Origin of the sequence: Bacillus cereus group sp. BfR-BA-01331 (genome assembly GCF_022663915.1) — a bacterium.
Classification (GTDB): Bacteria; Bacillota; Bacilli; order Bacillales; family Bacillaceae_G; genus Bacillus_A; species Bacillus_A mycoides.
The window spans coordinates 536,913-552,600 of sequence record NZ_JAKUGJ010000001.1 but is presented as its reverse complement, the minus strand read 5'-3'; the positions used below and the strand labels follow the sequence as shown (position 1 = coordinate 552,600).

The window sequence follows — 15,688 nt, the reverse complement described above, 5'->3', positions numbered from 1 at the left end:
GCTTAAGCTCACTCCTTTTTATAATAAATCCGCTGCTAGTTGTGCTAAATTAGAACGCTCTCCTTTAACAAACTTTACATGACCACTAATACGTTGTTCTTTAAACTTCTCTACGACATATGTTAAACCGTTATTATATTCATCTAAATACGGATGATCAATTTGCTGAGGATCCCCCATTAATACAATCTTACTTTTTTCGCCTACCCTTGTTAATATCGTCTTCACTTCATGCTTCGTTAAATTTTGTGCCTCGTCAATTATAATGAACTGGTCTGGAATACTTCTCCCGCGTATATAGGTAAGCGCTTCTACTTCAATCGAACCCATCCCAGCTAAAATAGCATCTAGCTCCCCAGGCTTTTTCGTGTTGAATAAATACTCTAGATTATCAAAAATCGGCTGCATCCACGGTCTTAATTTTTCCTCTTTCTCTCCTGGTAAATAACCTATATCTTTTCCTACCGGTACAATTGGTCTCGCGACAAGTAGTTTTTTATATAAACCTAAATCTTCCGTTTGCATTAGTCCCGAAGCTAATGCAAGTAACGTTTTTCCTGTACCTGCTTTTCCTGTTAACGTTACAAGTGGAATATCTTCCCGAAGTAGCAATTCTAATCCCATAATTTGCTGCACGTTTCGTGGGCGTATCCCCCACACTTGTTCATTGTGAAAAATAAGTTTTTTTACCTTCTTACCTAAATGATCCACAATCCCAAGTGCAGAACTAGAACCCCCTAGTGCATCTTTCATTACAACAAACTGATTTGGATAAAAAGGATGATTTGCGATTTCAGATAAAGGTAGTTCACCTTTTTCATAAAAATAATCTAACTGTTCTTTTGATATATACCCTTCTAAAAATCCTGAATATATATTTTCCACTTCGATTACTCGGTCACTTAAATAATCTTCGGCCTGCAATCCGATTGCATCAGCTTTTACCCTTACGAGTACATCTTTACTTACTAAAATAACTGATTTCCCGTCCTCTTTTTCTTGTTCTTCTAAAGAGAGGTTTTTCGCTACCGCTAAAATTCGATTATCATTTGTTTTTTCTACAAAAATATCTTGCAGTTGAACAAATGAGCGATGATTTAATTCAATACGAAATGTACCGCCGTTTTCTAACGGAATACTTTCATGCAGCTTTCCTATTTCGCGAAATTTGTCGATTAACTTAGATACATAGCGAGCATTTCGTCCTACTTCATCCATATAACGTTTTTTCGAATCAACCTCTTCTAATACAACTGCTGGAATCACTACTTCATTTGTTGCAAATGAAAAAATAGATAAAGGATCCTGCAAAAGTACATTCGTATCTAACACATAAATTTTATCCAACCTGTTACCCCCTGACTCCACTTTTAAATTTGTAGAACAAGGGTTTCATCCATAAAATATGGACGAACCATTGTTATAATTATATGTACCGTAAAAACGAGGTAGAATCGAAATTCATAGAAATTAAACCTTTTCTTTATTTTTTATTCATTTCTATTCAATATATTACTTTTTATTATAATTTTTCACATTAAATCACAATACTCACTTGTAAAAGTTTATGAACGATGTTCCTATTCATCTTCTTTATAATTCTTTCATTCCTACTAATACTTGGTTATCAAGCTTTTTAGCAGCTCGAAGATCATATGTTTTTTCATATGTTGGTTCAGTAGCAAGTTTCGCACCATAAAACATAACATCACGAACTTCTTGTACATTCACTTCTACTACCGTTAATTTTAGAGGAATCCCTTCCATTCTATCTGTTAAAATTTCACTTTCACCACTTATGGAAAATACGGATTCATTCGCCATTATAGTCAATACAACCCCTGCACTATGCCGTATATTCCCCACAATACGTGAGCGTTGATCTACCGCAAATCGAATACTAGTTTCACTCACTGCATATACCCAAGAAATAGCACTTACGTTAGGAATTTGTTTTTCGAAATCTGTTGTTGCTATCATAACGATACACTCTTTACGCAAAGATTGTACTAAATCACCTGTCAATGTAGGCTCAACTACATTCGCCATATTTCCACCTCCAAATATTATTTATATATCCTTATCATAACCTATTTTTCGAATTGCGAAAATATTATTTTTTCCCGCTATTATTCAAAAACATTATACTTCCATGATATACTTATACTGATAGAATTCGTATTGAGGTGACGAAATGAGAGTCAAATGTATGATTTGTGATAAAAAAGATATGTTAGATGACGAAAATCCTATGGCAAAAAAACTGCGTAATCGCCCTATTCATACATATATGTGCATGGAATGTACGGAACGAATTGCAGAGCGTACTACGGAACGCCATGCGAGTGGTAATTTCCGATTATATCGTGATAAAAAAGTAGAAGACGATTGGTAAACCGGAAATAAGTCCTTAATCATATAGATAAGGACTTATTTGTATTTTTCTGGTTCACGATTCATCTGATCCAAAAAACAATCAATGGCTTCTACCGGAAATCTTGCACACCTTATTTCTCCATCAATTTCATATGTAATCAAATACATTTCCTCGTTCTTTTCAACTTCTACATTTCGTAATTTATGCTCTTCATATATCATATTTTGAAATAATACATACGTTTCTTGTGCAGCTCTATCATCTGGACGTGCTTCCGCAACCGTTTTAATTGTTAACCAATTATATAATGCATCTTGTACTGAGCGCATGAAAGCCCCTCCTTTTTTCACCCTGTTTTTTGTTGTTTAGCTTGACGTAAACGCAGTCTATAAATTCCAAGTACAATTGCCGCTACAACGAGCCCCTCTCCAACGGGTAAAAAAACTGCAAAAAAAGTTAATACCGTGCATCCAATTGCTAAAGAAATATATATCACTATATTTTTTAGTACCGATAGCTTCCTTGCAAATCCTAAATTATATACAAGTGCACTTAATAAAATTATTGTTCCATAAAGCAACCACATCCCTAACTCTGGATTTTCATCAACTTTACAAAGTTTCGCGAAAAATGACATTCTTTCTAACACTATCTTTCACCCCTTCTCATGAAACAAATTCTCTTTATGTACTTAATACAAGAGTAACTCGCAAAAAAAATACTGTCCACAAAAAAGAGTAAATATTCTAAAAAAATAAACAAAAAACAAAAAAACAGCTACCTTCATAAAAGGTAGCTGTTCTATTATTTTATGCTTCAACAGATTTCTTTTTCTTAGCAGCTCTTTCGCGCTCACTCTTATCAAGAATCTTTTTACGTAGACGAATTGATTCTGGAGTTACTTCACAGAACTCATCATCGTTTAAGTACTCTAATGACTCTTCTAAAGTCATTAAGCGTGGTTTTTTCATTGATGAAGTTTGATCTTTCGTCGCAGAACGAATGTTAGTTTGTTGTTTCATTTTTACAACGTTAACTGTTAAATCATTCTCACGTGTATGTTCTCCAACGATCATACCAGCATATACTTCTGTACCTGGTTCAACGAAGATTACACCGCGATCTTCAACTTGCATAATACCATATTGTGATGCTTTTCCTGTGTCAAGTGAAACTAGAACACCTTGGCGACGTCCACCCACTTGTCCAGCATGTACTGGTTGGTAGCAATCAAATGTATGGTTTAAAATACCGTAACCACGAGTTAATGTTAGGAATTCTGTTGTGTAACCAATTAAACCACGTGCCGGAACCATGAAAGTAAGGCGAACTTGACCATTTCCATTATTCACCATATCTAACATTTCACCTTTACGTGCGCCCATTGATTCCATAATAGAACCAGTGTATTCTTCAGGCACATCGATTTGTACGCGCTCTACAGGCTCGCTTCTTACGCCATCAACATCTTTAATAATTACTTCTGGCTTAGATACTTGTAGTTCATAACCTTCACGACGCATGTTTTCAATTAAGATAGATAAATGTAACTCTCCGCGTCCAGATACGATCCATGCATCAGGAGAATCTGTATTATCTACACGTAAACTTACATCTGTCTCTAATTGTGAACGAAGACGCTCTTCAATTTTACGAGAAGTAATGAATTTACCTTCACGACCTGCAAACGGGCTATTATTTACAAGGAATGTCATTTGTAGTGTTGGCTCATCAATACGTAATAATGGTAAAGCCTCTTCATGCTCAACCGGACATACCGTTTCACCTACGTTAATGTCTTCCATACCTGAAACAGCTACTAAATCTCCAGCTTTTGCTTCTTCAATTTCTTGACGTTTTAATCCAATATAACCAAATAATTTAGTTACACGGAATTGTTTTACACTTCCGTCAACTTTCATTAATGCAACTTGTTGTCCTACTTTCATTGTACCACGGAATATGCGTCCAACCCCGATACGACCAACATAGTCATTGTAATCAAGAAGTGCTACTTGGAATTGAAGTGGCTCTTCGCTGTTATCAATTGGTGCTGGAATATGTTCAATAATTGTGTCAAACAATGATTTCATATTCTCTTCTTGATTTGCTGGATTTGAATCTAAGCTTGCTGTTCCGTTCATTGCTGATGCAAATACAACTGGGAACTCTAATTGATCTTCGTTTGCACCAAGTTCGATGAATAAGTCGACTACTTCATCAACTACTTCATCAGGGCGAGCGAAGTCACGGTCAATTTTGTTTACAACAACGATTGGAGTTAAGTTTTGCTCAAGAGCTTTCTTTAAAACAAATCGTGTTTGTGGCATACAACCTTCATATGCATCAACAACAAGTAGAACACCATCAACCATTTTCATGATACGTTCTACTTCTCCACCGAAGTCAGCGTGACCAGGTGTATCTAAAATGTTAATTCTTTTATCTTCATAGTGAATCGCAGTATTCTTCGCTAAAATTGTAATACCACGTTCTCTTTCTAGATCATTTGAGTCCATTGCGCGTTCTTCAATATGTTCATTCGCACGGAACGTCCCCGCTTGACGTAATAACTGGTCAACAAGTGTTGTTTTACCATGGTCAACGTGGGCAATAATTGCTATATTTCGTAAATCTTGTCGTTTTTTCAACATGTCCAACTCCTAATGTCTTTTTAATCCTTCTCTATTATAAGAGCGAAGGGGATACAATGGCAATCAAAATAAAATCAAGAATGAAAATATAGTTGTATTCTTACTTTTGTGAAAGTAAAATAAGATTGGAGGGTGAAGAAATGGAACACATTCAATATCGCTTTTTATTAACAGCAATTATCGGTGTTATCTTCTTAATTGGTATCGGAATTATGGTTGCTGAAAATAGTCCCATCGGCATTATTATTTGCATTATCGGCACATTTGTTACAGTTGGATACGGTTTTGTAACAAAAAGAAAAATGCGTAAATCGCAATAACATTAAAAAGTAAGAAGCTTCTTTATGCCTCTTACTTTTTTTCATTATTGCGATACAAATGGTAATAATTCTTCGTATACTCCTGGTTTTGCAACTAACACACTGCTTTTCTCTACAATAGAAAGAGGCGTTCCCAAGAACGTTGTCACTTTACCGCCAACTTCTTCTACAATAATCTGTCCCCCGCCAAAGTCCCATGGTGATAAGCGCGGTGTCACATATGCATCTAATCTTCCGGTTGCAACATATACCATTTCTAACGCTGCACAACCATATGACCTCGTACCTCTCGCCTTCTTAACGAGCATCATCATTTTTTCCATATTAAGCAATGGATTATCAGTAAGCCATATCGCATTCAAAGCTATAACTCCATGCTCTACCGTTCCTTTTTCCAACATGGGAATAGCTAAATCATTGCAAAAAGCCCCTTCTCCCTTTACCGCATGATATAGTTCGTCATGAACTGGATCATAAATAAGACCAATCTTTCCGATACCGTTCTCATAAATCCCGATTGAGATTGCGAAATTTCTTTTTTGATGAACAAAGTTCATCGTGCCGTCAATTGGATCAATTAACCAAACAACCCCATTAGAAGAGGTAATCTCATCTCCGTAGCCTTCTTCTCCTAAAATATTATGATGTGGGAATGTTTCTTTAATTTTCCCAATTAAAAACTGCTCCGTTTCTCGATCCATATTTGTTACTAGATCAGCTGCATTTGACTTTGTTTCTATAATAAGTGTTTTTTTCAGTGACGCCATTAAATGTTCTCCAGCTTCTCGAATCCACTGTTTCGCGTGTGTATCGATGTCTTTCCATACTTCTTGCATGTTTAAACACTCCGATCTATACTGTTCACAGAAAAAACGAACCCTTTATAAGGTTCGCACCAACTAATTATTTATACATATACTATTATTACGCTTCTAAACGGATCATTTCAAGTCTTAACACTTCTAATTTTTGTACGCACTCTTCTTTTTTCTGTTTGTCGTTATCCATCATCGCATCATATAAAGTTGCTAATTCATAATCTAGCTCCAAACGTAGTACCGGAATTCTCTTTTCAGCATCTGTTCTCTTTAACGCATTAATCACCTGTCTCATTTTTTTGCCTCCTCCCAATATTCGTCTGCCCTCGGACTAGAATTGATTCAATTTTCTGATTTTTTGTTTTATACTATACTATGTTGGATAAATCATCTATGCAACACAATTATATTTTTTTATTTAAATTTTTTTGTGCTGTTTTTTTTATGAATAGTACAAGCTATGCTAAAATTAAAACAAAATAGGAGTTGGAGGAACAATCATGACACTACAAACATTCACATCAACTGATTTTGAAGTCTTTACTGTTGATGGTCTTGAAGAACGAATGAGCGCAATTAAAACGAATATTCATCCTAAGCTAGAAGCTTTAGGGGAACAATTTGCAGAATATTTATCACAACAAACTGATGAAAACTTTTTCTACCATGTAGCAAAACATGCACGCCGCAAAGTCAATCCACCAAACGATACTTGGGTTGCTTTTTCAACAAATAAACGTGGATATAAAATGTTACCACACTTTCAAATTGGTTTATGGGGTACTCACGCCTTCATATACTTTGGTTTAATCTATGAGTGTCCACAAAAAGTGGAGACGGCTCACGCCTTCTTAGAACATTTAAATGATTTAAAAACAAATATTCCAAATGACTTCGTTTGGTCCATTGACCATACTAAACCAGGTGTAAAACTACATAAAACGCTTGAAACGGAAGACTTACAAAAGATGATTGAACGTTTAGCTACTGTGAAAAAAGCAGAGTTATTAGTCGGTATTCATATATCACCAGAGGAGTTTTCAGCAATGACCAACGAACAATTCCTTGCTAAGATTGAATCTACGATGCAACCACTCCTTCCTTTATATGCACTTTGTAATCGATAGTAGAAAACGGACAATTTATATTGTCCGTTTTTAGTTGTTATCACATTATAGCACTTCATATTTTATTTTTCAAAATATTTTTACATTTTAACAATCTTTTTTTCTGCTACTTCCTTTGCTTTTTGAATCGTACGATATATAGAATATCCACTTACTTCTTGAAATTCTTTATCAATTTTTTTCTCCGCTGCCTTCGATGGCACAATCTCTTTAAAACGACGATATAATTCCATCAAATCTTCTCTCAAAACTCCTTTTTCGTATACCTTTTCAATCGCTTCATAAAACTTTACAACTGCTACCATTTCTTCATTTGACCAATTGTAATCAAGTGGATATTGATATTCCATTTTTGCACCTCATTCAGTATTCTTTCTTTTTCCATTATGCTACCTTTAAGACAGCCTTTTATTCTTCACTATAACCACTCTGCATTATACACCATTTATCCATTTCAATGGAATTGTCTTCCTCTTTGCAGTATTTAAAATATAACTATTAAACATACTCACCTTGAAAATGCGATTTTTCTATACATCTATAATTATTGGTGATATAATGCTTTTGTTTTATAGAGAATAAAGTGAGACTACCATCCCCAAAAAGGCTTTTGCGAATGGCAGAAAAACAAGTCAAGTTCTAAAAGTTTGTCATCTTAATTTCCTTTTAGAATGAGATGAAATCATATAAAACAAACTCTAATAAATATTACGAAGAAGAAGGGGTGTATAGATTGTCCCAATACGAAACACCATTGTTTACCGCTTTAGTTGAGCACAGTAAGCGAAATCCAGTTCAATTCCATATTCCTGGTCATAAAAAAGGACAGGGCATGGATCCTACATTTCGCGAATTTATTGGGCATAATGCATTAGCAATTGATTTAATTAATATTGCACCGCTCGATGATTTACATCATCCAAAAGGTATGATTAAAGAAGCACAGGATTTAGCAGCCGCTGCTTTCGGTGCAGATCATACGTTCTTTTCTATTCAAGGTACAAGTGGTGCAATTATGACAATGGTGATGAGCGTGTGCGGTCCTGGGGATAAAATCCTCGTGCCACGGAATGTGCATAAATCAGTAATGTCCGCTATTATTTTCTCAGGTGCAAAACCAATTTTCATGCATCCTGAGATTGATCCGAAGCTCGGTATTTCACATGGGATCACAATTCAATCTGTCAAAAAGGCTCTTGAAGAGCACTCAGATGCGAAAGGCTTACTTGTTATAAATCCAACATATTTTGGGTTTGCTGCAGATTTAGAGCAGATTGTAGAATTAGCTCATTCTTACGATATTCCTGTACTTGTTGATGAGGCTCACGGTGTTCATATCCATTTTCATGATGAACTACCAATATCAGCTATGCAAGCAGGTGCAGATATGGCAGCAACAAGTGTTCACAAATTAGGTGGGTCTTTAACCCAAAGCTCTATTCTTAATGTAAAAGAAGGTCTTGTGAACGTAAAGCATGTCCAATCCATTATTAGCATGCTTACGACTACATCAACTTCTTACATTTTGTTAGCATCCCTTGATGTTGCTAGAAAACGTCTTGCTACAGAAGGAACAGCTCTCATAGGACAAACAATACAATTAGCTGAGCATGTTCGTGATGCTATAAATGTTATTGAGCATCTTTATTGTCCTGGAAAAGAAATGCTAGGAACAGATGCTACTTTTAACTATGATCCTACAAAGATAATTGTATCTGTAAAAGATTTAGGTATTACAGGCCATCAGGCTGAAGTATGGCTTAGAGAACATTACAACATTGAAGTAGAACTCTCTGATTTATATAACATACTTTGTCTTATCACATTTGGAGATACAGAAAGTGAAACAGATACACTTATTACAGCATTACAAGATTTAGCAGCAACATATAGAAATAGAGCAGACAAAGGTGTTCAAGTACAAGTAGAAATACCTGAAATACCTGTGCTAGCACTTTCTCCTAGAGATGCTTTTTATTCAGAAACAGAAGTCATTCCATTTGAAAACGCAGCAGGTCGTATTATAGCTGATTTTGTTATGGTTTATCCGCCAGGGATTCCAATCTTTACTCCGGGGGAAATTATTACACAAGATAACTTAGAGTATATTCTTAAAAATTTAGAAGCTGGGTTACCTGTACAAGGTCCTGAAGATATGACATTACAAACATTACGTGTTATTAAAGAGTACAAGCCTATCAGTTGATAGGCTTTTCTTTCACCTTTTTTCTCTTTTTTTCATACGATACTAAAGAATTTGACATTCCCACCCTAATGGGGCAAGCTGACTAACATCAGTGGGATTCTTGCTACCTAAGGCGAAATCCATTTCTGGTATCGCTGACGTGCAAGATTGCGGTGTGCCATCACCACTCTCACAACAGATCGTATAGGTTCGTGAGCTACGGTACTATACCATACCGTACAGATTCGTGTTCAGGTGTTTTAGCGTCTTGTTCTTGACGACACATATCATTTTACCGATAGCTTGAATTCGGCTATCGAACTCCCTATGCTATCTTTATTCAAAGAACACATTGGCGTTTTAAAGACTTGTACTTGTCTGTAGTTAAAGTCTACCAAAATATAAAGTGAAACTTTAATCAGTGGGGTTTTGTTCATCCCCACTGATTATTAGCCTTCACCAATCGGGCGTTTACGGGCAGCAGGGCTCCAGCCGAATTTTGAGGCGGAATTCTTACTGCCCGCAAATAGCGGGATAAATGTTTTTCTATGAAAAAGCGATACTTTCATCCTATGTCTAAAGGCGGACTAAAGTCCAATATAGGCTTTCCCGTATCGCGAAATCTGTAACGTATAGGTGGGGATACCATTATGATTGTGATAGGCCGTTCTATTGTACACCCTTATATCACAAATGAATATGAGCCATTTGCAGCTGAAAAACAACAGATTTTATCCATAATGGCGGGAAATCAAGAAGTTTATTCCTTCCGAACAGCCGATGAACTCAGCTTTGATCTTAATTTACGAGTTAATATTATTACTTCTGCGCTAGAACTTTTTCAAAGTGGATTTCAGTTTCGTACGTTTCAACAATCTTTTTGCAACCCTCAGTTTTGGGAAAGAACATCACTTGGCGGATTTCAACTACTCCCAAACATAGCCCCTTCCATTGCCATCCAAGATATTTTTAAAAACGGAAAACTATATGGAACTGAATGTGCCACCGCAATGATTATCATTTTTTACAAAGCATTACTATCATTATATGAGGAAAAAACTTTCAACCGTCTATTCGCAAACCTCTTACTTTATACATGGGACTACGATCGCGACTTAAAGCTCATAACAAAAACGAGTGGCGATATCGTTCCAGGTGACCTCGTTTACTTTAAAAACCCACAAGTTAATCCAGCTACGATTGAGTGGCAAGGAGAAAATACAATCTATCTAGGAAACTTCTTTTTTTACGGACATGGCGTAGGCGTAAAAACGAAAGAGGAAATTATTTATTCATTAAATGAACGAAGGATTCCTTATGCTTTTATTTCAGCTTATTTAACCGATTTTATTACTCGTATTGATAGCCGTATGATGAGTCAATACGCCCCTCCTAACACGCCACAAACATCAATAGGATTTATTCCTATTAGAGATGATGCAATCGTTGCAACAGTCGGACATACAACTACAATCTATTAAAAAAACGCCTACATGTGTAGGCGTTTTTTCTTAATTATTAAGCTTTTGTATGTTCTTTATGGTCACATTCGCAATGAGATCCACATTTCCCATAAAGTACTGTTGATTTTTCATCTTCAAAATGTGCGATTGTTCCTTCACAAACTTGGCATACGATTGTTCCCATCTTCATTTCCCCCTGAGTTTTAAGAATAATCTACTTATATATGATTAAGCTTTCGCATTGTCTCTACTAGCACAGTCACAATTGGAACCACATTTCCCATAAAGTACTGTCGTTTTCTCATCCTCAAAATGTCCGATTGTTCCTTCGCAAACTTGACATACGATTGTTCCCATTTTTCATTTCCCCCTAAGTTTATGGTCCTAAAAACTTTTAGCTGTCAATTTCCTATCAATTATTGGGCTTTTGTATGTTCTGTGTGATCACATCCGCAAGATCCACATTTCCCGTAAAGTACCGTTACTTTCTCATCCTCGAAGTGTGCAATTGTACCTTCACAATCTTGACATACGATTGTTCCCATTTTTCATTTCCCCCTAAGTTTATAATCCCAAAAACTTTTGTAACCGCTTAACTTTCTGTCTTCATTTTAATATGTTATACTTTTTACGTCAATAGGTTTTTAGTATAACACATTAAATATTTTAAAATTAAATTAGTATGCGATATTAACACAAAAAAACAGCCATATCTCATACGTACGACTGTTTCTTGTTAATTATTCTTCATACTCCGCATGCAAAGAAGTAGACGGAACAAGAAATTTAAAAAACTGAGCTAACTCCTCCGCCTCCTCTTCCGATCCTAACTTAAAAGTTTCCTGTATATATGGAACATTTTCTACATCATCTCTCCCAAGCAAAGTAGATCTCCCTGTTTGCATACAAACAATAAGTGGCTTTCCAAAAAACATATTTGTATAAATAACTCCAAAATCATAACGTGTATCATGCGTCATAAATCCTAAAAATCGTACCTTCACACTTTCATGCTCATCATACAATTTTTCAAACATGAGTTTCCACCTTTCTAAATAACACTTCCTACTCATTAATATATTAAACAAAAAAAGTAATACTCCTTTTAATTGTCAAAAAATTCAGTAGGATGTAGAATGATATTATTCTACTAAGTTAAGGGGGAATTTGTATGCAACACGCCTTTATCACACTTGTACCTAAATCCAATCAACAATCTGTTTCAATAGAAGATGTTAAACACCTTTTTCATAACTATAAAACCGTTACTTCCAAGACTGGTGATCAAATTAATTATGCTTATACAAATACAGCTTTTCCTTATGAAATATTAGATACATCAGCAACAACATTAAAACTCCAATCGAGTCACGATCGATATGATTCTATTTATGTTGGGATTGGAATAGAAAAGGAACAATCTTTTATTCAGGTTTCTTTGCCTACTACAGCAACATTTGGTGATAAAGGAAAAGCAAATGAATTTAGCCGTTTTCTAGCGAAGAAATTAGAAGGAGAGTTACAACTATTTAATGGAAGAACAATGTATTTCTATAAACGTTAATTTAAAAAATAGAGAATATGATTAAAAAAAGTATGCAATTTGAACACGTAAGGAATAACGCCTGCTTTCTTACGTGTAATACAAAACATGCAATCACATATGCCAAATAAAGAAATACGAAAAAGAGAATTACTTTATAATGAAACTTATCACCATTCGATAATGTTAATACAATGGAAAAACCACTCCATAATAGAAAATGATAAAATATAACATGTAATATTCTCATGGAACCTTCTCCTTTGACATGCTCTATTTTATTAATATATGGGATTAAGTTTGAATCAATTACATATTATATAACGGCATATATGCTAACGGTTCATTTAAAGTATTATATATTCATTCGACAAGTACATATAAAGACCTTGCAAGTCATTTCATGAAAATAAAAATACCCCATCTCTTTAAATAAGAGATGGGGTATTTACATTACTTAAATTATTTTACAATGTGAATTGGCATTCCAAGAGCAACTTCAGCTGCTTCCATTGTGATTTCACCTAATGTTGGGTGAGCATGGATTGTTTGAGCGATATCTTCAGCTGTCATTCCAGCTTCGATAGCTAAACCAATCTCAGAGATAATATCAGAAGCACCTGCACCTGCAACTTGTGCACCTACAAGAAGACCATCTTCTTTACGCGTTACAAGTTGTAAGAAACCTTCAGTGCTGTTTAATGATAACGCACGACCATTTGCAGCGAATGGGAACTTAGATACAGCTACTGTCATTCCTGCTTCTTCAGCTTGTTTCTTAGTGTAACCAACAGATGCTAATTCTGGATCAGTGAAGCATACTGCAGGAATTCCGATGTAATCGATTGCTGATGCATGGCCACTAATTACTTCAACAGCTACTTTACCTTCGTAAGAAGCTTTGTGAGCTAATGGTGGTCCAGGAACGATATCACCGATTGCATAGATGTTTGAAATATTTGTACGGCATTGCTCATCAATTTCGATAATGCCACGGTCAGTCATTTTAATTCCAACTTGCTCAAGACCGATTTCTTGAGTGTTTGGACGACGACCTACAGTTACTAATACGTAATCTGCTTCTACAGTTTGGATTTCACCGTTAACTTCAAAGCTAACTTTTACGCCAGTTTCTGTTTCTTCAACGCCTTTAGCCATAGCTTTTGTATGGATATTTACGTTACCTTTTTTCTGTAGAGCACGTTTAACAACAGAGCTCATAGCTTTTTCGAAACCAGCTAAGATTTCGTCGCCAGCTTCTACTACAGTAACTTCTGTACCGAAGTTAGCATATGCAGTACCTAATTCCATACCGATGTAACCGCCGCCGATTACAACAAGTTTTTTAGGAATTTCAGGTAAGCTTAAAGCGCCTGTAGAGTTGATAACACGTTTAGAGTATTTGAATCCTGGAATTTCGATTGGTGTAGAACCAGTTGCAAGAACAGCATTTTTAAACGTATAAGTTTGTGCTGCATCTTCAGTCATTACGCGTAATGTGTTAGCATCTACGAAGTAAGCTTCACCGCGAATGATTTCAACTTTGTTACCTTTAAGAAGGCCTTCAACACCGCCAGTTAATTTCTTAACTACGCCGTTTTTCCATTCTTGAACTTTTGTAAAGTCAACTTTTACGTTCTCTGCAGTGATACCCATGTCATCAGAATGCATTGCATTCTCATAACGATGACCTGCATTGATTAACGCTTTTGAAGGAATACATCCAACGTTTAAGCATACGCCACCAAGGTTAGATTTTTCAATAATCGCTACCTTTTGACCTAATTGTGCTGCACGAATTGCCGCAACGTATCCACCAGGACCTGCACCAACAACGACTGTATCTAATTCAATTGGGAAATCTCCTACTACCATTGTTATTACGCCTCCATTACTAATAATTGTGGGTCATTCAATAGACGTTTAATTTGGTTTAATGCTTTTTGAGCAGTTGCGCCGTCAATTAAACGATGGTCAAAGCTTAGAGATAATGCTAATACTGGAGCTGCAACGATTTCACCGTTTTTCACAACTGGTTTCTCAGCGATACGGCCGATACCAAGGATTGCTACTTCTGGGTGATTGATAACTGGAGTGAACCATTGTCCACCTGCAGAACCAATGTTTGTAATTGTGCAAGAAGCACCTTTCATTTCAGTTGGAGCTAAACGACCATCACGTGCTTTACCAGCAAGTTCATTGATCTCGTTAGAGATAGTAAAGATAGATTTACGATCTGTATCTTTAACAACTGGTACTAATAGACCTTTGTCTGTATCAGCTGCGATACCGATGTTGAAGTAATGTTTATGAACGATTTCTTGAGAAGCATCGTCTAAAGCAGTATTCAACATTGGGAATTCACGTAATGCAGATGTTAAAGCTTTTACAACGTATGGAAGGTAAGTTAATTTAATACCTTTGTCAGCTGCAACAGCTTTGAACTTCTTACGGTGAGCAACAAGTTCTGTTACATCTACTTCATCCATTAATGTTACGTGAGGAGCTGTATGCTTAGAGTTAACCATTGCTTTCGCAATCGCTTTACGGATACCACTCATTTTCTCACGAGTTTCTGGATATTCACCAGCTGGGATTGGTTGTGCTTTTGGTGCTTCTTCTTTCGCTGCTGCTGGAGTAGCTTCTACTGCTGCTGGAGCCTCAGTTGCTGCTACAGTTTGTCCACCATTTGCAAATGCCTCGATGTCAGTTTTCACAACACGGCCGTTCTTACCAGAACCAGCTACTTTATGAATATCTACACCTTTTTCACGAGCATATTTACGAACAGATGGCATAGCGATTACACGCTCATTTACTACTTCTGCAGTTGCTGCTGGAGTAGTTTCCGCTGCTGGAGCTTCTACTGCTGCTTCTTCAGCTTTTGGAGCTTCATCATGATCGTCACCTTTAAATTTAAGGTTTTCGTATCCAGGAGCATCAAATTTAATTAATGTATCTCCTACAATTGCAACTGTTCCTTCTTCTACAAGTACTTCAAGTACTTTACCTTTAACAGGAGAAGGGATTTCTACTACTGCTTTATCATTTTGTACTTCAAGAAGTACATCGTCTTCATTTACTTCATCGCCTGGTTTAATAAACCATTTTACGATTTCACCTTCGTGGATACCTTCACCGATATCTGGTAGTTTAAATTCAAATGCCACGGAATTCAGCCCCCTGATTCATTTCATTATT

Annotated in this window: 21 protein-coding genes; 6 read left to right on the top strand and 15 right to left on the bottom strand. The window is 36.1% G+C overall.

The window, feature by feature from the left end; translation table 11 throughout:
• Positions 1 to 18: 18 nt before the first annotated feature.
• Together MR155_RS02970 and MR155_RS02965 are read right to left on the bottom strand one after the other, a co-directional pair.
• Complete coding sequence (locus MR155_RS02970) at positions 19 to 1,347, bottom strand: PhoH family protein (protein WP_002088317.1); 1,329 nt, start codon at positions 1,345 to 1,347, stop codon at positions 19 to 21.
• 246 nt (positions 1,348 to 1,593) lie between these two features.
• The gene (locus MR155_RS02965; RefSeq protein ID WP_002014791.1) at positions 1,594 to 2,049 is read right to left on the bottom strand and encodes a PNPOx family protein; all 456 of its coding nucleotides are present in this window, start codon (positions 2,047 to 2,049) and stop codon (positions 1,594 to 1,596) included.
• A 145-nt stretch (positions 2,050 to 2,194) separates the two neighbouring features.
• On the opposite strand from MR155_RS02965, the gene MR155_RS02960 reads away from it, so the two are divergent.
• The gene (locus MR155_RS02960; protein WP_002088318.1) at positions 2,195 to 2,395 is read left to right on the top strand and encodes a YlaI family protein; all 201 of its coding nucleotides are present in this window, start codon (positions 2,195 to 2,197) and stop codon (positions 2,393 to 2,395) included.
• Between the two features lie 35 nt (positions 2,396 to 2,430).
• Here the strand turns inward: MR155_RS02960 and MR155_RS02955 are convergent, their stop codons facing one another.
• The 3 genes from MR155_RS02955 to typA form a co-directional block, all read right to left on the bottom strand.
• Positions 2,431 to 2,706, bottom strand: coding sequence for a hypothetical protein (locus MR155_RS02955; protein WP_002014793.1), 276 nt, complete (start codon positions 2,704 to 2,706; stop codon positions 2,431 to 2,433).
• Between the two features lie 17 nt (positions 2,707 to 2,723).
• Positions 2,724 to 3,026 carry a YlaH-like family protein gene (locus tag MR155_RS02950; protein ID WP_002014795.1) on the bottom strand — a complete coding sequence of 101 codons (303 nt, stop codon included), beginning with the start codon at positions 3,024 to 3,026 and terminating at the stop codon, positions 2,724 to 2,726.
• Positions 3,027 to 3,186: 160 nt separating this feature from the next.
• Entirely contained in the window at positions 3,187 to 5,031 is a 1,845-nt protein-coding gene (typA, locus tag MR155_RS02945) for a translational GTPase TypA (protein WP_002066916.1), read from the bottom strand.
• A gap of 140 nt (positions 5,032 to 5,171) precedes the next feature.
• Between typA and MR155_RS02940 the strand changes: the two genes are divergently transcribed.
• Complete coding sequence (locus tag MR155_RS02940; RefSeq protein WP_000400129.1) at positions 5,172 to 5,351, top strand: DUF5325 family protein; 180 nt, start codon at positions 5,172 to 5,174, stop codon at positions 5,349 to 5,351.
• A gap of 44 nt (positions 5,352 to 5,395) precedes the next feature.
• On the opposite strand, the gene MR155_RS02935 is transcribed toward MR155_RS02940, so the two are convergent.
• Both MR155_RS02935 and MR155_RS02930 read right to left on the bottom strand, forming a co-directional pair.
• Complete coding sequence (locus MR155_RS02935) at positions 5,396 to 6,187, bottom strand: inositol monophosphatase family protein (protein ID WP_002138115.1); 792 nt, start codon at positions 6,185 to 6,187, stop codon at positions 5,396 to 5,398.
• Positions 6,188 to 6,275: 88 nt separating this feature from the next.
• Positions 6,276 to 6,464: a hypothetical protein gene (locus MR155_RS02930; RefSeq protein ID WP_002121995.1), complete on the bottom strand. Its 189-nt coding sequence runs from the start codon at positions 6,462 to 6,464 to the stop codon at positions 6,276 to 6,278.
• 205 nt (positions 6,465 to 6,669) lie between these two features.
• On the opposite strand from MR155_RS02930, the gene MR155_RS02925 reads away from it, so the two are divergent.
• Positions 6,670 to 7,296 carry a YktB family protein gene (locus MR155_RS02925; RefSeq protein WP_002014864.1) on the top strand — a complete coding sequence of 209 codons (627 nt, stop codon included), beginning with the start codon at positions 6,670 to 6,672 and terminating at the stop codon, positions 7,294 to 7,296.
• An 80-nt stretch (positions 7,297 to 7,376) separates the two neighbouring features.
• On the opposite strand, the gene MR155_RS02920 is transcribed toward MR155_RS02925, so the two are convergent.
• Entirely contained in the window at positions 7,377 to 7,646 is a 270-nt protein-coding gene (locus MR155_RS02920) for a UPF0223 family protein (RefSeq protein WP_002066915.1), read from the bottom strand.
• 383 nt (positions 7,647 to 8,029) lie between these two features.
• Between MR155_RS02920 and speA the strand changes: the two genes are divergently transcribed.
• Both speA and MR155_RS02910 read left to right on the top strand, forming a co-directional pair.
• A complete protein-coding gene (gene speA / locus MR155_RS02915; protein WP_219303444.1) occupies positions 8,030 to 9,502 on the top strand; it encodes an arginine decarboxylase in 1,473 nt (490 codons plus the stop codon).
• Between the two features lie 629 nt (positions 9,503 to 10,131).
• Positions 10,132 to 10,962, top strand: a complete 831-nt coding sequence (locus tag MR155_RS02910; protein ID WP_002066931.1) for a protein-glutamine gamma-glutamyltransferase — start codon at positions 10,132 to 10,134, stop codon at positions 10,960 to 10,962.
• 37 nt (positions 10,963 to 10,999) lie between these two features.
• On the opposite strand, the gene MR155_RS02905 is transcribed toward MR155_RS02910, so the two are convergent.
• The 4 genes from MR155_RS02905 to MR155_RS02890 form a co-directional block, all read right to left on the bottom strand.
• The gene (locus MR155_RS02905) at positions 11,000 to 11,128 is read right to left on the bottom strand and encodes a GapA-binding peptide SR1P (RefSeq protein WP_000536785.1); all 129 of its coding nucleotides are present in this window, start codon (positions 11,126 to 11,128) and stop codon (positions 11,000 to 11,002) included.
• A gap of 44 nt (positions 11,129 to 11,172) precedes the next feature.
• Positions 11,173 to 11,301: a GapA-binding peptide SR1P gene (locus tag MR155_RS02900; RefSeq protein WP_002033839.1), complete on the bottom strand. Its 129-nt coding sequence runs from the start codon at positions 11,299 to 11,301 to the stop codon at positions 11,173 to 11,175.
• Positions 11,302 to 11,360: 59 nt separating this feature from the next.
• A complete protein-coding gene (locus MR155_RS02895) occupies positions 11,361 to 11,489 on the bottom strand; it encodes a GapA-binding peptide SR1P (protein WP_000536778.1) in 129 nt (42 codons plus the stop codon).
• Between the two features lie 195 nt (positions 11,490 to 11,684).
• Complete coding sequence (locus MR155_RS02890; protein ID WP_000462037.1) at positions 11,685 to 11,981, bottom strand: DUF3055 domain-containing protein; 297 nt, start codon at positions 11,979 to 11,981, stop codon at positions 11,685 to 11,687.
• Positions 11,982 to 12,115: 134 nt separating this feature from the next.
• On the opposite strand from MR155_RS02890, the gene MR155_RS02885 reads away from it, so the two are divergent.
• Positions 12,116 to 12,508 (top strand): DUF1885 family protein, encoded by a 393-nt coding sequence (locus tag MR155_RS02885; RefSeq protein ID WP_002014853.1) that lies wholly within the window; start codon positions 12,116 to 12,118, stop codon positions 12,506 to 12,508.
• Position 12,509: 1 nt separating this feature from the next.
• Here the strand turns inward: MR155_RS02885 and MR155_RS02880 are convergent, their stop codons facing one another.
• From MR155_RS02880 to pdhC, 3 genes are all read right to left on the bottom strand, one after another.
• Positions 12,510 to 12,737, bottom strand: coding sequence for a hypothetical protein (locus MR155_RS02880; RefSeq protein WP_002088334.1), 228 nt, complete (start codon positions 12,735 to 12,737; stop codon positions 12,510 to 12,512).
• 212 nt (positions 12,738 to 12,949) lie between these two features.
• Positions 12,950 to 14,362: a dihydrolipoyl dehydrogenase gene (lpdA, locus tag MR155_RS02875; RefSeq protein ID WP_242307863.1), complete on the bottom strand. Its 1,413-nt coding sequence runs from the start codon at positions 14,360 to 14,362 to the stop codon at positions 12,950 to 12,952.
• A gap of 5 nt (positions 14,363 to 14,367) precedes the next feature.
• Complete coding sequence (gene pdhC / locus MR155_RS02870) at positions 14,368 to 15,657, bottom strand: pyruvate dehydrogenase complex dihydrolipoyllysine-residue acetyltransferase (RefSeq protein ID WP_113937181.1); 1,290 nt, start codon at positions 15,655 to 15,657, stop codon at positions 14,368 to 14,370.
• Positions 15,658 to 15,688 lie beyond the last annotated feature (31 nt).